The following is a 21,260-nucleotide window of genomic DNA, read 5'->3' as shown; positions in this document are numbered from 1 at the left end:
AAAAATCCGCGTGTTGCGTAGGCTCTAGTAACGGCGCAGGTCGATGGTCATCGGTAGCTCGTCATTGATTTCTACCTTGGGTACGGGAAGTTTCCCCGGCGTGTGTCCGAGGCGGAAAAACCGCGCCATACGCCGGCTCTCCGCTTCATTGGCATTGACCGGCAAGGTCTCGTAATTGCGCCCACCGGGATGGGCGACGTGGTACTGGCAACCACCCAGCGAACGCCCCATCCAGGTATCGAGCAGGTCGAACACCAACGGCGCGTGCACCGGTATGGTCGGATGCAGACAGTTGGCTGGTTGCCAGGCTCGAAAGCGCACCCCGGCGACAAACTCACCCACCCGCCCGGTCGGGTGCAACGGCACCGCGACGCCATTGCAAGTCAGCAGATAGCGCTGTGGCGGCAAGCCGTTGAGCTTGACTTGCAAGCGCTCCAGCGATGAATCGACGTAGCGCACCGTGCCGCCCGCCGAGCCCTCCTCGCCCAGCACGTGCCAGGGTTCGAGCGCCTGACGCAGCTCCAGCTCGATGCCATTGACGGCGTAGTCACCGACCTTGGGAAAACGAAACTCCAGATGCGCCGCGAACCACTCCGCACGCAACGGATAGCCGGCGTTGTTGAGCTCGACGATGACGTCGGCGAAATCCTCTTCGATAAAGTGCGGCAGCAGAAAGCGGTCGTGCAGCTCGGTGCCCCAGCGTGCCAGTTTCGCCGGCGCATAAGGCTCGCGCCAGAACCGCGCGACCAGCGCCCGTAGCAGCAACTGCTGAGCCAGACTCATGCGCGCATGGGGCGGCATTTCAAAAGCGCGCAGTTCCAGCAAGCCAAGACGCCCGGTGGCGCCGTCCGGTGAATACAGTTTGTCGATGCAGAATTCGGCGCGATGGGTATTGCCGGTGACGTCGATCAGTAGATTGCGCAACAGTCGATCAACCAGCCACGGCGCACATTCCTCGCCCGGTTCCGGCATCTGCGCGAAAGCGATTTCCAGTTCGTACAAGGCGTCATTACGCGCCTCGTCGACCCGTGGCGCCTGGGACGTCGGGCCGATGAAGAGGCCGGAAAACAGGTACGACAGCGAAGGATGGTTGTGCCAGTAACTGATCAGACTGCGTAGCAGATCCGGCCGCCGCAGAAACGGTGAGTCCGCCGGTGTCGCGCCGCCGAGGACGAAATGGTTGCCGCCGCCGGTGCCGGTGTGGCGTCCGTCGATCATGAACTTCTCGGTGGTCAGCCGGGTTTGCCGTGCCTGTTCGTAGAGAAACTCGGTGCGCTCGACCAACTCGTCCCAGCTCGCCGATGGCTGCACGTTGACCTCGATCACGCCCGGGTCCGGAGTGACACGGAAATTGCTCAGGCGCGGATCACTCGGTGGCTCATAGCCTTCCAGCAGCACCGGGCAATGCAGTTCTTCAGCGGTGGCCTCAATGGCCGAGACCAGTTCCAGATAATCCTCGACCCGCTCCAGCGGCGGCATGAACAGATACAGCCGCCCTTCGCGGGCCTCGGCGCAGAATGCGGTACGGGTCAGCCAGTCAGCGGACTCATCGATTTTCGGCACCCGCTCATCCAGCGCAGCAGGTTCGCCGTGCACACCGAGCTGCGCGGCATCCGGTAGTTCAGCGAAGTCCTGATTCGGATCGTTGGGATGGATGAACGGATATTCCGCCGCTTTCACCCACGGCTGCGACGCCAGCGGCAAGCGATAACCCAGCGGCGAATCCCCGGGCACCAAGCGACAGTGCTCATCGCGCAGATACCATCGCCCGCTCTGCCATTGATCGCCCTTGGCCGTGCGCGCCAGTGGCAGCACCTGGCCGATCACCTTGTTCAGGCCCTGACTGAAGACCTTGCGCAACCGCGCGCGCTCCAGCGGTTCCTCCAGACGCGAATCTTCGGCGCTGACGTTGCCGGGCAACGCGCCCTCACGCCAGAGGTAATAGAGATGATCCTCGTAAGCCGGGAAAACGAAGCGTGCTGGCAACTTCAGGCGCTCGGCGACGCTGGCGAGAAAGCGTCCGGCCAGTTCGCCGTCGGCGCCATAGTCCTGCTGTTCGTCGGCGATCAATGCGTCGTTGTGCCAGATCGGCTGACCGTCGCGGCGCCAGTAACAATTGAGCGACCAGCGCGGCAATTGCTCACCGGGATACCACTTGCCCTGACCGAAATGCACCAGCCCCTGCGGTGCATATTGCTTGCGCATGCGCTGAAACAGTTCGGCGGACAGCCGACGCTTGTCCGGCCCCAGCGCGGCAGTGTTCCATTCGGCGCCGTCCGGGTCGTCAATGGAGACGAAGGTCGGTTCGCCGCCCATGGTCAGGCGCACATCGCCTTCAAGCAGGTCGGCATCGATCTGCCGCCCCAGCGCCTGGATCGCCCGCCACTGTTCATCGGTGTAGGGCTTGGTGACACGTGGCGCTTCCCAGATTCGCTCGACCGACATTTCGTGGCTGAACTGTGTCTCGCAAGGTTCGACCAGACCACTGATCGGCGCCGCCGAGGACGGATCGGGACTGCACGCCAACGGAATATGCCCTTCCCCGGCGAACAACCCGGACGTGGCATCGAGGCCGATCCAGCCGGCCCCCGGCAGATACACCTCGCACCAGGCATGCAGGTCGGTGAAATCGACTTCGGTGCCCGACGGGCCGTCGAGGCTTTTCACGTCGGCGGTCAGTTGAATCAGGTAGCCGGAAACAAACCGCGCCGCCAGACCGAGATTACGCAACAGCTGCACCAGTAACCATGCCGAATCACGGCAGGAACCGGAGGCGTGTTGCAGTGTGTGCTCCGGAGTCTGCACGCCGGGCTCCATGCGGATCAGGTAGCCGATGTCTTCGCTGAGGCGCTGATTGAGCGCCACCAGAAAATCCACCGCCGGCAGTGGCGTGCGGTCGATGCTGTCCAGGTAAGCCTTGAACGTTGGCGTCAGCGGCAGGGTTTCGAGGTACGGCGCCAGCTCCTTGCGCTCGTCGGCGGCGTAGCTGAACGGGATTCGCTCGGCGTACGGTTCGAGGAAGAAATCGAACGGATTGAACACCGCCATTTCCGCGACCAGATCGACTTCGATGCGCAGCTCTGCGGTTTTTTCCGGGAACACCAGACGTGCCAGGTAATTGCCCTGGGGGTCTTGCTGCCAGTTGATGAAATGCTGCTCGGGCGAGACTTTCAGCGCATAGGAAAGAATTCGCGTGCGGCTGTGGGGCGCCGGGCGCAGGCGGACGATCTGCGGGCCGAGTTCGACAGCGCGGTCGTAGCGATAATGCGTGACGTGATGCAATGCGACATGAATCGACACGGCGTGCCTCCTGCGAGCCTTGGGCGTATGGGAAAGCGCGCAAGACTTATGCCATGCACAGGCTTGCGCGCTTTCGCGAAATGCTCAAGGCAGTACAGCACCAAAACCGGGCGATGCGAGGAAATGCTTGGACTCAGTTGCACGCAAATGTTGCGAACGCTGATTCTTGCTGTGTTTGATCGCGAAGAGGCCAGCGGCAACAACTTGATCGTTCCCACGCTCTGCGTGGGAATGCAGCCCGTGACGCTCCGCGTCACAACCATGTTCGACAATACTGCAAGTAACGGCTGGAACGCGGAGCGTCCCGAGAGGCATTCCCACGCGGAGCGTGGGAACGATCAGCAAAACGCCAACCCGAAGGTTGGCGTTCTGTTCAGCTCAAGCAGTATCTAGCGCGGCACGACCGGCTTGCGTGTCGGCTTCGGCCCTTTGCCTTTCGCCGCATCCTTGCGCTCCTTGGCCGCCTGCTGGTTGCGGGCGAATGCCGCAGCCTTGGCCTGTTCACGCTTGTCCCACGGATTACCGCCATCACTGGCACGCGGCGGCAGACCGGTGTGCTGGGTGAGAATCTTGGTGGTCTTCTCTTTGGCGACCTTGTGGCTGCCGGCCGGCGTCGAGTTCTTGCGACGGGCGCTCTGGTAGCTGTCGGTGGCTGGCTGATGCGCCGGTATCAGTTGATCCTTGCCCGGGCCGATCAGATCGGCGCGGCCCATGCGGATCAGCGCTTCACGCAGCATCGGCCAGCCTTTCGGGTCGTGATAACGCAAGAATGCTTTGTGCAGACGACGCTGATCTTCGCTCTTGACGATGGTCACGCCGTCGCTCTTGTACGTCACCTTGCGCAGCGGGTTCTTGCCCGAGTGGTACATCGCCGTAGCGGTGGCCATCGGCGACGGATAGAACGCCTGCACCTGGTCGGCGCGGAAGCCATTGCCCTTGAGCCACAGGGCGAGGTTCATCATGTCTTCGTCGGTGGTGCCCGGGTGGGCGGCGATGAAGTACGGAATCAGGTACTGCTCCTTGCCCGCTTCCTTGGTGTACTTCTCGAACATGCGCTTGAACTTGTCATAGCTGCCGATGCCCGGTTTCATCATCTGGTTGAGCGGACCTTCCTCGGTGTGTTCCGGGGCGATCTTCAGGTAACCGCCGACGTGGTGGGTCACCAGCTCCTTGACGTACTCCGGCGACTCGACGGCGAGGTCGTAACGCAAACCGGAGGCGATCAGAATCTTCTTCACACCCGGCAGGGCACGGGCGCTGCGATACAGCTGAATCAGCGAAGAGTGGTCGGTGTTGAGGTTCGGGCAGATGCCCGGGAACACGCACGACGGCTTGCGGCAGGCGGATTCGATTTCCGGGCTCTTGCAGGCGATGCGGTACATGTTCGCAGTCGGGCCGCCGAGGTCGGAAATGACCCCGGTGAAACCCGGCACCTTGTCGCGGATCTCTTCGATTTCGCGAATGATCGACTCTTCGGAACGGTTCTGGATGATGCGGCCTTCGTGCTCGGTGATCGAGCAGAAGGTGCAGCCACCAAAGCAGCCACGCATGATGTTCACCGAGAAACGGATCATGTCGTACGCCGGGATCTTCTCCTTGCCGTACGCCGGGTGCGGCACACGGGCGTAAGGCATGCCGAACACGTAGTCCATTTCTTCAGTGGTCATCGGAATCGGCGGCGGGTTGAACCAGACATCGAGCTCGCCATGCTTCTGCACCAGCGCACGGGCGTTGCCCGGGTTGGTTTCCAGGTGCAACACGCGGTTGGCGTGGGCGTACAAAACCGGGTCGTTACGCACCTTCTCCATCGACGGCAGGCGGATCACGGTTTTGTCGCGGGTCATGCGCGGGCTGGCCAGGATCTGCACGACCTTGGCTTCCTGCGGATCTTCGACCGGGCCTTTTTCCTGCTCGATGGCGCAGGCCTGGGTGTCCTGGGTATTCACGTACGGGTTGATGATCTTGTCGACCTTGCCCGGACGGTCGATGCGCGTGGAGTCGACTTCGTACCAGCCCTGCGGCGTGTCGCGACGGATGAACGCGGTGCCGCGCACATCGGTGATGTCTTCGATCTTGTGGCCCCACGACAGGCGCTGGGCAACTTCGACAATCGCGCGCTCGGCGTTGCCGTACAGCAGAATGTCGGCGCTGGCGTCGATCAGGATCGAGTTGCGCACGCGATCCTGCCAATAGTCGTAGTGGGCGATGCGGCGCAGCGAGGCTTCGATGCCGCCGAGCACGATCGGCACGTGCTTGTAGGCTTCCTTGCAGCGCTGGCTGTAAACCAGGCTGGCGCGATCCGGACGCTTGCCGGCCATGCCGCCGGGCGTATACGCGTCATCGGAACGGATTTTCTTGTCCGCGGTGTAGCGGTTGATCATCGAGTCCATGTTGCCCGCCGCGACGCCGAAGAACAGGTTCGGCTCGCCGAGCTTCATGAAGTCGTCTTTGGACTGCCAGTTCGGCTGCGCGATGATCCCGACGCGGAAGCCTTGCGACTCCAGCAGCCGGCCGATGATCGCCATGCCGAACGACGGATGATCGACGTAGGCATCACCGGTAACAATGATGATGTCGCACGAATCCCAGCCGAGCTGATCCATCTCCTCCCTGCTCATCGGCAGGAATGGCGCTGGCCCGAAACATTCGGCCCAATATTTTGGATAGTCAAATAACGGCTTGGCTGCTTGCATGTCGACGACCGGTGTTGAAGTGAAAAATCGCGGGCGCGGAATATAGCACAAATTTTGACCAATTCCGACGACGGTGGTCGGTTTCTCTGTGCGCTGCTCTCGCGCCGCCAACCCGCCACACATTACGCGTTTTTGTTGAACGCACGACGCACGAAACGGCAAGGAAGCCGCCCGCCCGTCGCACTCCCAAGAGCAGCGGGGCATTAAACGCAAAGGAAGACAGGCAATGGCACCCAAACCGCCAACCAGAGGCATCACTACCGTCTCGGTTCATAACCCGCGACCCGATTATTCGATCACCCGGCCTGGTTTCACGGCGCTTTTCGATGGCGGACCGGGGCACAGAATTCCTACACGCCCGACTCCGACAACGGTATCGACATCGATCGATCACGGACTCAACCGCATTACCTCCGTGCCTGCGCGGGCAACGGTCAGCACGACAGCGGCCGCCGAATCGGCTGCAGTTGTGCATGAGCGGCCCTTGGGAGATTACTGGATCACTTCGCTGGTCGTGTTGCCGTCAGCCAATGCCGAAGGCATTTCGACGCTTAAGGGACGTCAGTATGTCCAAGTGCCTGAGGGTGGCACCGTGCAGGTCGGTCTGGACCCCGCCAGCGGTCTTTACCGGGCGAAATTGCCCAGCGAATTGCACCCGTCCGGTCCGCTGTTGCAGTTCGATGCCGAGAGCAGTCTCTGGCAACCCGTCGATACCTGGGCGCCATCGACCTACCCGCTATCCCAGAGCCGGCTCGAGGCGTTTCGCACCGATCTGGATTTCAGCACGGCCGAGCCGGACGGCGATGGCCTGTTGCGCTTCAACGGCAAACTCTATGTGCAGATCGAGAATCAGGCCTATCAGGTCTTGCATGATCTTGATGCATCAGCGCCGCAGAGGGCGGTCATGCGTATCGTTCGCCCCGACGATCCCATCGCCAGCGATGCCACGAATGTTTACGTCGCATCCCGTCCAGGCAGGTCGGAACCGATCATTTTCGACGCTCGCTACGGCTGGCGAGGGACCAGTGTAACGGGGGCAGCCGGGATGCAGAGAGGGACAGGAGTGGCGCCCTCAGAGCTATGGCCGCGGGTGGAAGTCGGAATCAGACTTGGCCACTTCAACAAGCGAATCGAGCAGGACACCGCTAAAAGTGAACACCTGAAGGAGGTGTGGCGCAGCATCAGGGAAGCGGGGGGCGAGCGCTCAGACGCGATCAAACGCGAAACGATGGCGCTGCTTGATCGTGAATTACACAGCCATCAGGCGCTGAGGTCCCTTGCAAAAGCAATAAAATTCCATAAGCAGCAAAAACCCGCGGTACGGCACTTCATAAAGAAGGAAGACTACGACAAAAAAATGATTGCGATGCACAAGATCCAAATGAGCTTTTACGATCAATTGGTCGAATGCGGCTTGACCCGCCATGCGCTGGGAGGTCCATTGATCGACATCGACAGGCTCCCGCGAACAGTCAACGTCCTGGGGAAAATTCTCGGCCATATGCGAGAGCGCCAGCACATTGCCGACAATCTGGTGAACACATGGCGGGTCGCGCCGGACGAATTCAGTGCATACGCTCTGACACCCATGGACACTCACGACGTCGTGGCTTCGTGGGTATTGGCCAAAAGCCTGATGCTGGACGACCATCAATCAGGCGGAAACTACCCTCAGGCCTCCGAACTGGCGACCAGATTTGGTCAGGTAACTTTCGTGTATGGAGCGCTGGGTAAAATTCCGGAGACTTCGCACCCTGCGATATTGCGTGATCTGCTCCAGGAATGCACAGCCCTTCGCTACTGGTACGAGCGCCTGGATCTGACACCCGATGAGCAGCACGCAACGTCACGCACGGCTATCACTGCCGAGCTGAAAATATTCGAAGAGACGCTGACTCATCGCCTGTTCCAATATCAACGCCAGCCTGATCTCCCGGCGCTGCCGATCAACGATCAGGCCATTGATTTCGAGTATGTTCCGGAGCAGGACAGATCCGGCTTCCAACCGCGACCCAAGCGCATTTTCAAGGCAAAGAAACACGGTATTTACAAGATCCATGTCGGCGAGTCCCGACGTACCGCGCACAACGAAGAAGTCATCGATGTACGCAGTCTGCACGACCCGCAACAGCCAGTGCAGACCTATGAACAAAGAGCTGGTGAGTGGCACCCCGTCCGCGCAACGCAGGACACAACCCTGCCCGACCTGACTCTCAGAGCCAATCAGCACCTTGAGCAAACCGACGCACATGTGCGCGAAGCCCGGCGCGAAGAGTTGCGCAAAAACCATCCGGACAACATTGTCGAGATGCTTGAGCGCAAGGCCGGGGCAATGGATGAGATCGCACTCCAGCTTCGGCGACAGGAGCCGACCGATGGCGAAACAGATGCGCTGATCCAACGCCTGCAGGACACCAGTGAACGCCTGCGCAGCGAGGGCGAAAACATTCGTGTCCGGATCTACAAGGACATACATTTTCTGAGCCCCGACCGATTGTTGTATCTGATCGACAAGGGCGAAGTACGTGCGCAGAAAATCGAGACCCGGTTGAAACGCGGCAAGGGGCAGAATCGAGACTTTATCGACGTCTATCTACTGACGGATGCGCATACCTACGACCCCCTCTGGCACGCGCACTTTCATTACGCGAAACCGGATACGCCCGATCTCAACTTCAATGTTTCCGGCGCGCACCTGAAAACCCTTGAGCAAAGCCGCATGGGTGTGCGTTCGCAGCGCCGGGAAGAACGGGCGCAGCGGCCACACAAACCTATCTGGCGCGCCGCCCTCGATGGCCACGCAGCACAGAAAATTTTCGACCTCGCCGCCACCTCTTTCCATCCCGAGACACATCATCAGGCATGACGCCGAACCGGCCGGCAGCGTCCGTTGCGGACGCGACCGCTCAATCACTACAAGGAACGTAAGACATGCGCAGCAAAACGCCGCACCCAGTTAGTCCCCCCGGTAATTTTCATCTTCGACCGGATACATCCGCCGATGCCATCCCGCAGCGCCCACTCCTCACGCCGCGCCCCAGTCTTGACCCAACCGCGTTGAGCGGCCCGCCAATCCGCGCGAACCGGCGCACGGACAGCAACGATCCTGATGCGATCATCCCGGCGCCGAATGTCACAGTGCATGCGGCTGCATCAGCGCTGCAAACCGTGGTCAACACAGGCCACCCCGTCGAGCATTACCGCCTCGCTGTCGCAACCGGCTTGCCTGACGCCGACGCCGAAGGCCTGAGGACATTCAAGGGTCGTCACTACGTGGAAATGGCCGACGGCGGTTTCGTGCAGGTGAGCAAGGATTCGCCGAGCGGCCTCTGGCGCGCCGGGCTGGCGAGCGAATCGAAGCCCTCCGGACCGCTGATGCTGCACGATCCGGAGAGTGGCAGGTGGCATGCGCTGGAGTTCTCGCCGCCGAGCACCTTCGCTTTATCGGTGACACGCCTGCAAGCGTTTCGCACGCCGTTCGACTTCAGTCATAGCTCACGCGACAGCGATGGGCTGTACCGCCATGACGGCAAACTCTACGCAGTGATCGACAATCACAGCTATCAGGTCCTGCACGATCACGATGCTTCGACGCCTCTGACCGAGGTGATGCGCATCGTCCGCCCTGAAGATCCTGTCGCCGCCGACGTCGACAACATCTACAGCGCTACGCGCCCGGGCAGATCAGAGCCTGTCGTATTCGATGCCGATCAGGGCTGGCAGGGCATCGTGGTCGGCGGGGCCGGCGGGATGCAGCGCGGCAGTGCCGACCAACCTGCTTCACCGGGGCTGCGCGAGCGGCTCAATGCCGCGGTCAACCGACTGCGAACGCCCCAGTCGCGACTGCGAAAACTCTACCCATCTCTGGACAGCGAGCAAATCCGCACGCTGTTGCGCACCCAGGGTGACGATGTACCAAGCTTTTTGACCCGTCTCGAGAATGAATACAAGACCCTGAAGCTGGAGCTGGCGACCTGGTTGAAAACCAGTGAGCTGGCCGGCGGGGCGGCCCATCCCTCGGTGGAGCGCGCCGCGCAAGAGATCAAGCGCTGCTGGAAACGTCAGACAGGTACAACGTTGCAACTGGATCTTGGCGACGCAGGCATTGTTCCGCTGTCCGCAGATTTCAGCCATGTCCGCACGCTGCACTTGCAGGCGGTCGCCTGGTCGGAGGGGGGCGAAAACTTCCTCAAGGGGTTCACTGCCCTGGAGCGTCTGAAAATCAATGCCTCGGCGCTCGCCAGGCCGCCGGCGAACCTTGCGCAAATGCCAGCCCTCAAGGAGTTGGACCTGCGAGCCAACCACATTGAACTGAGCGACCAGACCGCCAGCGAGCTGGCTTCGCTCAGCCAACTGGAAAAACTCGACCTGTCGGACAACCCGCTGGGCAAGGCCCCGGATTTCAGCGGCATGCCTGAGCTCAAGTCCGTGGGTCTGCGCAATGCACAACTGGATGACTGGCCAACCGGATTGCAGCATCAATTGGCGATGGAGTCGCTCGATCTGCGCAATAACCGATTGCGTGAAATTCCGCAGACAGTCATCAGCCCGGCGAGTGATCAATTGCTCGCCATAGCCAACATCAACCGCATCACCCTGATCGAAGGCAACCCTTTTGCCAGCGGCTATTGGCGGCGGCTGGAAGTCTACTGGCAGCGGGTTACGGCGGAATATCCGGCACTGATCACCAGCGCACGCACAGGTGCATTCCGGATTGATGGCGACATCCCTGAAGTCGCCATGCTGCTGCAGATGTATCCGGACAAAACGCCACAAACCGCCCGGGAATACCTGATTGGCCTGGGGGACAGTGCAGAAGCCACGATCAGCCAGCGTTTCGCAGAGTTCAAGGCGCTCGATGCGCAACTGCTGGCCTACGTCGCCGACAGCCAGCCGGGAACATCCAGCGTGGCCGGCCGGGAAAAGGCTCGGGCAGAACACATTGCCCGGATCATCAAGGACTGCTGGCTCCAGCAATCGCCGCACCTTGCGCTGCCACCACTGAAAGGACCGCTACCGCCACTGACTGCCGACTTCAGTCGGTTGACGTTGCTCACTCTTGATAGCGTCGGCTGGTCCGACACTGCCGACACGTTCCTGTCGCGGTTGCCGAATCTGGAGAACTTGACGATCAGCCATTGCGGTCTGGAAAAATTGCCCGCAGAGATCAGCGCGATGAGCCGGCTCACCCACCTGAATCTGACCTCAAACCAGATAAAACTCGATGAGAACAGCGCTGGTGCATTGAGTGCATTGCATCAGTTGGTCAGCATCGACCTGTCGAACAACCCACTCCAGATGCTGCCCGATTTCAGTGCGATGTCCGGGCTGCAGACACTGGGCCTGAAGAACACCGGCATCAGTGAGTGGCCCATCGGCCTGGCTGACAAGATCACCTTGACCGGCCTCGACCTCAGCAACAATAAACTGCGCGAAGTCCCCGACGCACACATCAACCCGCCAGCCGATCAATTGGCTGTGGTCGCGCGGATCAACAACCACACGCTGCTTGAAGGCAATGACTTCCCTTCGCCTTACTGGAGGAAGTTCGATCGCTACTGGCGAAAACTCAACGAACTGCATCCGCAGTTGATGACTCCGGCCCACCCCGCTGTATTCGACAGTGAGAACTCGCGCGCGCAGCGCTACCGAAAACTGTTTCCGAGCAAAAGCATCAAGGAATGCCGGGAGTTTATCTGGAACCATGACAAGGCCACTGTCGCGACCAGGCTGTTGGAGCTCGAGCAGGATTTCGCCGTGTTGAAAAACCAGCTGGATAACTGGGTTTTTTCAGGAGGCAGCAATCCTCTGCGCTATATCCGCGTCAATCAGTTGCAGATCAACACCCAAACCCGCAATGAGCGCATCGAGGCACGGGATCGGATCATCAGTTGCTGGCGACGTGAAACGCCGCAGAAACACGCCTTCGACGGCACGCCGATAGGTCTGGAACTGGATTTGAGCGGCCTCACGTTGCCGACCCTGCCGGATCTGAACACCGATTTCAGCCATGTCGGCTCGCTCAAACTCAACAACATGAATCTCACCGAATCCCCGGAAGGTTTTCTGACCCGCTTCCGCCATCTGCGGTGGCTGAACATGGCCAACAATCGTCTCAGGGATCTCCCGCCGGCCATCGGCGAAATGCACGGGATGACCCGTCTGTTCCTGCAGGGGAATCAACTCGAACTGACCGCCGAGACCGCGCAGATACTGGCCGGTAGAACGACCTTGAGGGCCTTGTGGATACACGACAACCCGCACTTGAACGTGAGCCCGGATTTCAGCGCGATCACTGATATCCGCGAAGTCGACATGTCAAACACCGGCATCGGAAGCTGGCCAGCCGGACTGTTCGATCAGCCCCTGTTGGGCAGGATACTTCTGAACAACAACCGGATCACGAACCTGCCCAGCTTTGTCGTCGCACCGGCAGCGGATCGCCTGAGGCATTCGATTCAGGTCAACAGCGGCACTCAGATAAGCGATAACCCCCTGAACGAATACACTCGAGAACGCCTGGCCGGCTACAGTGAGCGGCTGCGCCACTCCGCAACATCGCTTTACAATCCTCTGAACCTGCTGACTACTTCTGCCCCGGCAGCCCGCCCACAGCCGGTGCTGATGAACGCTGCGTCGGCCTATCCGCAGTTGACCATCGGTATGACGGCAACCGAGGCGACGAAACGCACCGCGCAGCTGGACAGACTGAAAGCACAGGACGGCTCGGATGGCTTTTTCAACATCATTTCCAGACTCGGCCACCACGCCGATTTCCGTCGGCAGGTCTGGGACGTGGTCGATGCCATCAGCGAGAACAACGTGCAATCACGCGCTCTGCGCAGAGATGTTTTCGATCGCGCCTGCGAAGCCGGCTGCACTGACCTTGCCGCCGCCACGTTTACTGACCTGCAAGTGCTGACCATGACGCATACGGCCAGAGTGCAGGCAAGGCAAGACGGGGATGGCACTCGCCTGGTGGATCTGTCCAGAAGTCTGTTCAGGCTAAGGCAGGTCGATGAACTGGCCGCAGCAGATATCGCTGCGAGCAGGACAATCGCCAACGATCCACAGGCTCCAGCGCGTGAGCGCAATACCCAGCGCCTGCGCCTGAGCGACCCGCATGAAATGACCATGGCCTACCGCTTTGGCCTCAAGGATCGGCTGCAGTTGCCGTTTCAGCCGCAGACGCTGTCCTTTATCGGCATGGCCGGCGTCACACCGCCCATGCTGGAAGTCGCCTACCGTAAAGTCATCGCCTTGAACGGCTCTCCCGAAGAGTTTCAGGCTCTGGTGTCGATGGAATTCTGGCAGGACTTCATCACGCACAAATATCCGTCCCGGTTCGACGCCGCACGTCAGCCTTATCAGCAGAAACAGGCGGCACTGGACGAGCAATTCGCGAAAAAAGTACTGACCCAGGCCGAATACGACGCGCAAACCAATGACGTCACTGCACAGTTGGCCATTATCGAAGCGACGCTGATCCAGTCACTGACGCGCGAGGAAATTCGCCCCGGTGAGGCAGTTGAAAAGCCTGCCAGCAGCGAGACGGCAGTTTCGGCCGATTGAAGCAGGCCAAGACAGCAGCCGGATGATCCGGCCTGCTGTCATTCGTCGTCGTCGAAGTTGTAACTGCCTGGTGCGAGGTTTTCGAAGCGCGTGTATTTACCGATGAACGCCAGCCGAATGAAACCGATCGGGCCGTTACGCTGCTTGCCGATGATGATTTCGGCGATGCCCTTGTGCTCGGTTTCCGGGTGATACACCTCGTCGCGGTAAACGAACATGATCACGTCGGCGTCCTGCTCGATCGCTCCGGATTCCCGCAAGTCGGAGTTCACCGGGCGTTTGTTCGGGCGCTGTTCAAGGGAACGGTTGAGCTGCGACAGCGCCACTACCGGACAGTTGAATTCCTTGGCCAGGGCTTTCAGGGATCGCGAGATCTCGGAAATCTCGTTGGTGCGGTTGTCACCGCTGGACCCGGGAATCTGCATCAGTTGCAGGTAGTCGATCATGATCAGGCCGACATCGCCGTGCTCACGCACCAGACGCCGGGTTCGCGCGCGCATTTCCGACGGGCTGATGCCGGCGGTGTCATCGATGAACAGTTTGCGGTCGTTGAGCAGATTGACCGCCGATGTCAGGCGCGGCCAGTCGTCGTCTTCGAGTTGGCCGGAACGCACCTTGGTCTGATCGATTCGGCCGAGCGAAGACAGCATACGCATGATCAGCGATTCGCCTGGCATCTCGAGGGAGTAAACCAGGACAGCCTTCTCGCTGCGCAACACGGCGTTTTCCACCAGGTTCATCGCGAAGGTGGTCTTACCCATCGACGGTCGGCCGGCGACAATGATCAGGTCGGACGGCTGCAAGCCGCTGGTCTTCTCATCGAGGTCGGTGTAACCCGTAGACAGACCGGTGATCGCGTCGGCGGTGTTGAACAACGTGTCGATGCGGTCGATGGCCTTGGTCAGCAGCTCATTGACGCCGACCGGGCCGCCGGTCTTCGGCCGCGCTTCGGCGATCTGGAAGATCTGCCGTTCGGCTTCGTCGAGGATTTCTTCAGCGGTGCGACCTTCCGGGTTGAAGGCGCTGTCGGCAATCTCGGTGCTGATGCCGATCAATTGGCGCAACGTCGCACGCTGGCGGACGATCTGCGCATAGGCCTTGATGTTGGCGACGGACGGGGTGTTTTTCGCCAGTTCGCCAAGATAGCCGAGGCCGCCGACTTGCGACGTCTGGCCTTCCTTGTCGAGTTGTTCGGCAAGGGTCACGACGTCGATCGGCGAGTTCTGATCGGCCAGTTTGGCGATCGCGCGGAAGATCAGGCGGTGGTCATGTCGATAGAAATCGCCGTCGGAGACTTGATCGAGCACGCGTTCCCAGGCGTTGTTGTCCAGCATCAGACCACCGAGTACGGCCTGTTCAGCCTCGATGGAATGCGGCGGCACCTTCAGGGCAGCGGTTTGCAGATCGTATTGCTCGGGAGCGGAGATATCGTTCATGGCCACTTGAGTATTAGTGAAAAGCAGGGAATTCAGAAAGACAAAGGGCACGACCTGTAAACAGGATCGTGCCCGATGTTAACCGCCTGACGGACAAGCCGCCAGCCGATCCGTGTTGCTTAAGCTGCTACCACGACAACGCGTACGGTGGCTTCAACTTCGGCGTGCAGGTGCACGGCCACGTCGAATTCACCCACGTTGCGGATGGTGCCGTTCGGCAGACGAACTTCGCTCTTCTGCACTTCAACGCCGGAAGCGGTCAGTGCGTCAGCGATGTCGTGAGTACCGATCGAACCGAACAGCTTGCCTTCGTCGCCAGCGGTGGCAGTGATGGTCACTTCCAGCTCGGCCAGTTGGGCAGCACGGCTTTCAGCCGATGCCTTACGGTCTGCGGCGGCTTTTTCCAGCTCGGCGCGACGCTCTTCGAACGCAGCCAGGTTGGCAGCGGTCGCAGCGGTAGCCTTGCCGAAAGGCAGCAGGTAGTTACGGCCGTAACCGGCCTTAACGTTTACTTTGTCGCCCAGGTTGCCCAGGTTGGCGATTTTTTCCAGAAGGATCAGTTGCATGTGAAAATCCTCTAACTTTTAACCTTCACCGTTCGCGCTGTCGGTGTCTTTCGACACGTGACGACCGCGAAAATCAATCAGGCTGTCGACAATGGCCAGAACCACGAGCAACGGATAGATCAGCTGCATGAACAACAGCAGCGTGACGTACAACCCCACCAGCCAGAAACCGGCCAGTCGCTTCTGCCCGACCAGCCCGTGAATCAGGGCCAGCCCGGCGAACACCAGCGGTACACTGCACAACGGCGTCAACATGGCCATCTGTGCACCGAGATTCGGGCCCAGAAGCATCAACGCCAGCAGTAACATCGCCGGCCCCAGCGGGATGCGGATGGCGCGAAACTCGCGACCGAAACCACCCGGGTTGTACAACAACGCCTGCCAATGCCGCCCGACAATCAGGCTCAGCACGCTGACGATCTGCAACAAGGCCGCAATCAGTCCGGTCAGGACTGGTGCAATCAGGGACGCGAAACGCGCTTGCTCATCGACCGACAATTGCTTGTAGGTCTCACCAAGAAGTGCCGGCATGACCTTTATAAGGGCCTGTGCAAGCATCTCGATCTGGGCCGCAAACGCGACCCCGAGCACCACTGAAAACACCACTCCGATCACTACGCTGACCAGCAGCGTGCGGACCCAGGATTCGCTTGCGCGCAAAACCAACGCAAGCCCCGAAGACCCCAGCAGCACCAGAAGTGCCCGTGGGTCGTCGGCATACAGCCACCAGATCAATGCCGGCAGCAGTCCCAGTGACAGAACGCCAAGGGCGTCCGTCAATCCGCGCCGCAGCAGCACAAGGCTCCCGGCGGCAGCACCCAACCAATACAACAACGGCAATGTTGCACATCCGGCCACCACGAGAGTGGCCTGCATTCGGCCTCGCATGATGAACTCAGCTAAGGCGCGCATGCATTCAATCCTTTGCTACTTGTCGACTGCCCGGTCTCAGCGGCCGTGGCTGTCGGTGTAGGCCAGCAGGGCCAGGAAGCGGGCGCGCTTGATAGCGGTGGCCAGCTGACGCTGATAACGAGCTTTGGTACCGGTGATGCGGCTTGGAACGATTTTGCCGGTCTCGGATACGTAAGCTTTCAGAGTGTTGAGATCTTTGTAGTCGATCTCTTTCACGTCTTCAGCGGTGAAGCGGCAGAATTTACGACGACGGAAGAAACGTGCCATTTGATAGGCTCCTTAATAAGGTCCGTGGATTACTCGTCAGCGTTATCGCTGTTGTCGCTGTCATCACTGTCGGTGCCTTCGGCGCCTTCGTGCTCAGGACGGTCGCGACGCTCACGGCGCTCACTGCGGTTTTCTTCAGCCTTGAGCATCTCGGACTGGCCGGTAACGGCTTCGTCGCGACGGATGACCAGGTTACGGATCACTGCATCGTTGTAGCGGAAGTTGTCTTCCAGCTCGGCCAGAGCCTTGCCAGTGCACTCAACGTTCAGCATCACGTAGTGAGCCTTGTGAACATTGTTGATTGCGTAGGCCAGTTGACGACGGCCCCAGTCTTCCAGACGGTGGATTTTGCCGCCGTCTTCTTCGATCAGCTTGGTGTAACGCTCAACCATGCCGCCGACTTGCTCGCTCTGATCCGGGTGGACCAGAAAGATGATTTCGTAATGACGCATGAATGCTCCTTACGGGTTGTAGCCTGCCGCTCAAAAACGGTCAGACAAGGAGTGAATGACACTTATGGACTTGCTGGCGCGGGGCACATGCGTGCCTGCCGTCACAGCAAGGGGCGCAATTGTAGAGAAGGGACTGCGGGGGCGCAAGGCAATTGGTGATTATTTGAACAACCACCGATCTTCCAGACACCGTAACCGAATGTGGGAGCGAGCCTGCTCGCGAATGCGGCCTGTCAGGCAACAATGACGTCGACTGACACACCTCTTCGCGAGCAGGCTCGCTCCCACAGTTGATTGCGTGAAGCTTATTTCTTTGCGGCAGCCTTGGCCTTCGCACCGCGCTGGCGCTGGGCTTCGAACAGGCACACGCCGGTGGCGACCGACACGTTGAGGCTGCTGACGCTGCCGGCCATCGGCAGATTCACCAGATAGTCGCAATGCTCGCGGGTCAGGCGGCGCATGCCTTTGCCTTCGGCGCCCATGATCAGGATGGTCGGGCCGGTGAGGTCCTGGTCATAAATGCTGACCTCGGCTTCACCTGCGGTGCCGACTACCCACAAACCGCGCTGCTGGAGTTTTTCCAACGTGCGCGCCAGGTTTGTCACGGCCACCAGCGGAATCACTTCCGCGGCGCCGCAGGCGACTTTACGCACCACCGGGGTCAGCGTGGCCGACTTGTCCTTCGGCACGATCACCGCCAGCGCACCGGCCGCATCGGCCGAGCGCAGGCAGGCGCCGAGGTTGTGCGGATCGGTCACACCGTCGAGCACCAGCAACAGCGGCGCGCCTTCGGTGCGATCAAGCAACTCGTCGAGCATCGCTTCGCCCCAGACCTGACTCGGGCTGACTTCCGCGACCACGCCCTGGTGCACGCCTTCAACCCAGGCGTCCATTTCGCGACGCTCGGCCTGGCCGACCTGAACACGGTTTTCATTAGCCAGCTCGACCAGCGTCTGCACGCGCGGATCGTTACGGCTTTCCGCCAGCCAGATCTGCTTGACGCGCTTTGGGTGGTGACGCAGCAACGCTTCTACCGCATGAACGCCGTAGATTTTTTCCAACTGACTCATGACTTCGCCTTCGGTTTACGCGCTCCGCCACTTTTGGCTGGAGCGGAACCCGCTTTTGGCGGGCCCTTACGGTGTTTGCTCGGCTTGGCTGGCTTGCCGTCGGTCGCCCTGTCAGGCGCCGACCGTCCGGTCTTTCCCCCGGACGCCGCTTTACCACCGTTTTTCGCATCGGCCAGCAAGGCCTTCTTCAATTCACGGCTTTTGCGCAGCTCGGCGTTTTTCGCCACGGCGTCGCTCGGGCGATAGGCTTCGGCGACCTTTTCCTTGGCCGGACGACGGCTGGCGGTTTTCGCTGGAGCCTTTTCTTCCGCAGCCTTCGCAGCAGGCGCAGCGGTTTCGGTGCCACGTTTTTTGCGACCAATCGGCGCGCTGATGGTTTTCTCGGCCATCTCGAAGTCGATCTTGCGCTCGTCTAGGTCGACGCGCATGACGCGTACTTCAACGGTGTCGCCAAGACGGAAACTGCGACCGGTGCGCTCGCCCGCCAAGCGGTGATGCACAGGATCAAAGTGGTAGTAATCGCCCGGCAGTGCGGTGACATGCACCAGGCCTTCGACGTAGATATCGGTCAGCTCGACGAACAGACCAAAACCGGTCACTGCGGTGATCACGCCCGGGAACGACTCGCCGACGCGATCCTTCATGAACTCGCACTTGAGCCAGTTCACCACGTCGCGGGTCGCTTCGTCGGCACGGCGCTCGCTCATCGAGCACTGCTCGCCGAGCTGCTCCAGTGCCGCTTCGTCGTACGGATAGATGCGCGCTTTCGGAATGGTCATCGCCCCGGCACGACGAACGTGCGGGGTGTCCTGTTTCGAATGGATCACGCTGCGGATCGCGCGGTGCGTGAGCAGGTCCGGATAACGACGGATCGGCGAGGTGAAGTGGGTATAGGCTTCGTAATTCAGGCCGAAGTGGCCATCGTTTTCAGCGCTGTACACCGCTTGACTCAACGAACGCAGCATGACGGTCTGGATCAGGTGGAAATCCGGACGATCCTTGATGCTCGCCAGCAGGGCCTGATAATCCTTCGGCGACGGACCGTCCTTGCCTTTGTGCAGGGACAGGCCGAGCTCACCGAGGAACGCGCGCAGTTTTTCCAGACGCTCTGGCGGCGGACCGGCGTGAACACGATACAGCGCAGGAATTTCGTGCTTCTTGAGGAATTCGGCAGTGGCCACGTTGGCGGCCAGCATGCACTCCTCGATCAGCTTGTGCGCATCGTTGCGCACGGTCGGACGGATTTCGGCGATCTTGCGCTCGGAGCCGAAGATGATCCGGGTTTCCTGGGTTTCAAAATCGATCGCGCCACGTACGTGACGGGCAGCCAGCAATACTTTGTACAACGCGTAGAGCTGTTTGAGGTGCGGCACGACGTCGGTGTACTCACCGCGCAGTTTGCGCGCTTCGGTCGCCTTCGGCGTTTCCAGCATCGCGCTGACCTTGTTATAGGTCAGACGGGCGTGGGAATGGATCACCGCCTCATAGAAGCAGTAGTCGGTCATTTCGCCGGACTTGGAGATGGTCATCTCGCAAACCATGGCCAGACGATCGACTTGCGGGTTCAGCGAGCACAGGCCGTTGGACAGTTGCTCCGGCAGCATCGGAATCACGCGCTCGGGGAAATACACCGAGTTGCCGCGAACCTGAGCTTCGTTGTCCAGCGCCGAGCCGATCTTCACGTAACTGGAAACGTCGGCAATCGCCACGTACAACTTCCAGCCACCGGAGAACAGACGCAACTTGCCCGGCTTGGCTTCGCAGTAGACCGCGTCATCGAAGTCGCGGGCGTCTTCGCCGTCGATGGTGACGAACGGCAGATGGCGCAAGTCGATGCGCTTCTCTTTGTCTTTTTCTTCAACTTCCGGCTTGAGCTTGGCGGCTTCTTTCACAACCGCTTCAGGCCAGACGTGCGGAATGTCGTAAGTGCGCAGGGCAACATCGATTTCCATGCCCGGGGCCATGTAGTTGCCGACCACTTCGACCACATCGCCTTGCGGCTGGAAGCGCGGCGTTGGCCAGTGGGTGATTTTCACTTCGACGAACTGACCGATCTGCGCGTTGGCGTTGCGGCCCGGCGTCACCAGCACTTCCTGCTGGATCTTCGGATTGTCGGCAACCACGAAACCGATGCCGCCTTCTTCGAAGTAGCGACCAACGATGGTTTCGTGAGCGCGGGACACCACCTCGACGATCACGCCTTCACGGCGACCACGACGGTCGAGACCGGAAACCCGGGCCAGCGCACGGTCACCGTCGAACACCAGACGCATTTGCGCCGGGCTCATGAACAGGTCGTCGCTGCCGTCGTCCGGCACCAAGAAGCCGAAACCGTCACGGTGACCGCTGATGCGGCCGAGGATCAGGTCGAGCTTGTCGACCGGCGCGTAAGTGCCACGGCGGGTGTAGATCAGTTGAGCGTCGCGCTCCATGGCGCGCAAGCGGCGGCGCAGGGCCTCGATCTGGTCTTCTGTGGTCAGACCAAACTCTTCGACCAGTTGCTCGCGGGCAGCAGGCGAACCCCGATCGGCGAGGTGCGCCAGGATCAGTTCGCGGCTGGGAATAGGGTTTTCGTATTTTTCCGCTTCACGAGCGGCCTCGGGATCGAGGGACTGCCAATCGGCCATTAGAGAGTTTTCACCTTGTCTATATGCGGGTTAGTTTGGCATAGGCGCCGGGAAACGGGAAATTTCCGCTTCTATAAGGCTGTGCAAGGCCTTGTATCGACGCTCGGACACCGTTTTGAACGCCGCTGGTAAAAAAATTCAGTTTTTTCTGCGGCAGGGGTTTACAGTTAAAAAGACGCTCCGTATAGTGCGCGCCATCGACGACGCACAAGCGCTTTCGATGATGCCCAGGTGGTGAAATTGGTAGACACGCCAGCTTCAGGTGCTGGTGACCTTACGGTCGTGGAAGTTCGAGTCTTCTCCTGGGCACCAATTTCGAGTTTGAGACTAGATCAGTTTCAACACTCACACAAAACCCGCGAAAG

The 21,260-nt window shown here is 60.2% G+C and carries 11 protein-coding genes and 1 tRNA gene; 3 read left to right on the top strand and 9 right to left on the bottom strand.

The window, feature by feature from the left end; all coding sequences use genetic code 11:
* Positions 1 to 24 precede the first annotated feature (24 nt).
* Both OK411_RS03810 and OK411_RS03805 read right to left on the bottom strand, forming a co-directional pair.
* Complete coding sequence (locus OK411_RS03810) at positions 25 to 3,300, bottom strand: DUF2126 domain-containing protein (protein ID WP_264364444.1); 3,276 nt, start codon at positions 3,298 to 3,300, stop codon at positions 25 to 27.
* 389 nt (positions 3,301 to 3,689) lie between these two features.
* Positions 3,690 to 5,993 carry a YgiQ family radical SAM protein gene (locus tag OK411_RS03805; protein ID WP_016771932.1) on the bottom strand — a complete coding sequence of 768 codons (2,304 nt, stop codon included), beginning with the start codon at positions 5,991 to 5,993 and terminating at the stop codon, positions 3,690 to 3,692.
* A gap of 226 nt (positions 5,994 to 6,219) precedes the next feature.
* Between OK411_RS03805 and OK411_RS03800 the strand changes: the two genes are divergently transcribed.
* Both OK411_RS03800 and OK411_RS03795 read left to right on the top strand, forming a co-directional pair.
* Positions 6,220 to 8,859, top strand: a complete 2,640-nt coding sequence (locus OK411_RS03800) for a hypothetical protein (RefSeq protein WP_264364443.1) — start codon at positions 6,220 to 6,222, stop codon at positions 8,857 to 8,859.
* 191 nt (positions 8,860 to 9,050) lie between these two features.
* Positions 9,051 to 13,565 carry an NEL-type E3 ubiquitin ligase domain-containing protein gene (locus OK411_RS03795; RefSeq protein ID WP_264364442.1) on the top strand — a complete coding sequence of 1,505 codons (4,515 nt, stop codon included), beginning with the start codon at positions 9,051 to 9,053 and terminating at the stop codon, positions 13,563 to 13,565.
* 38 nt (positions 13,566 to 13,603) lie between these two features.
* On the opposite strand, the gene dnaB is transcribed toward OK411_RS03795, so the two are convergent.
* The 7 genes from dnaB to rnr form a co-directional block, all read right to left on the bottom strand.
* Positions 13,604 to 15,001, bottom strand: coding sequence for a replicative DNA helicase (gene dnaB, locus OK411_RS03790; protein WP_016771936.1), 1,398 nt, complete (start codon positions 14,999 to 15,001; stop codon positions 13,604 to 13,606).
* 119 nt (positions 15,002 to 15,120) lie between these two features.
* On the bottom strand, positions 15,121 to 15,567 hold the full coding sequence (rplI, locus tag OK411_RS03785; protein WP_003221136.1) for a 50S ribosomal protein L9: 447 nt from the start codon (positions 15,565 to 15,567) through the stop codon (positions 15,121 to 15,123).
* A gap of 18 nt (positions 15,568 to 15,585) precedes the next feature.
* Positions 15,586 to 16,479 (bottom strand): hypothetical protein, encoded by an 894-nt coding sequence (locus OK411_RS03780; RefSeq protein WP_016771937.1) that lies wholly within the window; start codon positions 16,477 to 16,479, stop codon positions 15,586 to 15,588.
* Positions 16,480 to 16,515: 36 nt separating this feature from the next.
* Entirely contained in the window at positions 16,516 to 16,746 is a 231-nt protein-coding gene (gene rpsR / locus OK411_RS03775; protein ID WP_002551829.1) for a 30S ribosomal protein S18, read from the bottom strand.
* A gap of 29 nt (positions 16,747 to 16,775) precedes the next feature.
* On the bottom strand, positions 16,776 to 17,198 hold the full coding sequence (rpsF, locus tag OK411_RS03770) for a 30S ribosomal protein S6 (RefSeq protein ID WP_016771938.1): 423 nt from the start codon (positions 17,196 to 17,198) through the stop codon (positions 16,776 to 16,778).
* Positions 17,199 to 17,503: 305 nt separating this feature from the next.
* Positions 17,504 to 18,268, bottom strand: a complete 765-nt coding sequence (rlmB, locus tag OK411_RS03765) for a 23S rRNA (guanosine(2251)-2'-O)-methyltransferase RlmB (protein ID WP_024011372.1) — start codon at positions 18,266 to 18,268, stop codon at positions 17,504 to 17,506.
* Positions 18,265 to 20,895 (bottom strand): ribonuclease R, encoded by a 2,631-nt coding sequence (gene rnr, locus OK411_RS03760; protein WP_122610363.1) that lies wholly within the window; start codon positions 20,893 to 20,895, stop codon positions 18,265 to 18,267. The genes rlmB and rnr overlap by 4 nt, the downstream gene beginning before the upstream one ends.
* A 225-nt stretch (positions 20,896 to 21,120) precedes the next feature.
* On the opposite strand from rnr, the gene OK411_RS03755 reads away from it, so the two are divergent.
* Positions 21,121 to 21,207, top strand: a tRNA-Leu gene (locus tag OK411_RS03755).
* Positions 21,208 to 21,260 lie beyond the last annotated feature (53 nt).

It is taken from the genome of Pseudomonas sp. RG1 (assembly GCF_025910115.1).
Lineage (GTDB): Bacteria > Pseudomonadota > Gammaproteobacteria > Pseudomonadales > Pseudomonadaceae > Aquipseudomonas > Aquipseudomonas atacamensis.
This window is presented reverse-complemented; position numbering and strand designations above follow the sequence as displayed.

Bases quoted from the DNA above. Each gene is read 5' to 3' on its own strand.
- OK411_RS03800 (WP_264364443.1), top strand. From the start codon at position 6,220: ATGGCACCCAAACCGCCAACCAGAGGCATCACTACCGTCTCGGTTCAT.
- rpsR (WP_002551829.1), bottom strand. From the start codon at position 16,746: ATGGCACGTTTCTTCCGTCGTCGTAAATTCTGCCGCTTCACCGCTGAA.
- OK411_RS03805 (WP_016771932.1), bottom strand. From the start codon at position 5,993: ATGCAAGCAGCCAAGCCGTTATTTGACTATCCAAAATATTGGGCCGAA.
- OK411_RS03780 (WP_016771937.1), bottom strand. From the start codon at position 16,479: ATGCGCGCCTTAGCTGAGTTCATCATGCGAGGCCGAATGCAGGCCACT.
- rpsF (WP_016771938.1), bottom strand. From the start codon at position 17,198: ATGCGTCATTACGAAATCATCTTTCTGGTCCACCCGGATCAGAGCGAG.
- rnr (WP_122610363.1), bottom strand. From the start codon at position 20,895: ATGGCCGATTGGCAGTCCCTCGATCCCGAGGCCGCTCGTGAAGCGGAA.
- rlmB (WP_024011372.1), bottom strand. From the start codon at position 18,268: ATGAGTCAGTTGGAAAAAATCTACGGCGTTCATGCGGTAGAAGCGTTG.
- rplI (WP_003221136.1), bottom strand. From the start codon at position 15,567: ATGCAACTGATCCTTCTGGAAAAAATCGCCAACCTGGGCAACCTGGGC.
- dnaB (WP_016771936.1), bottom strand. From the start codon at position 15,001: ATGAACGATATCTCCGCTCCCGAGCAATACGATCTGCAAACCGCTGCC.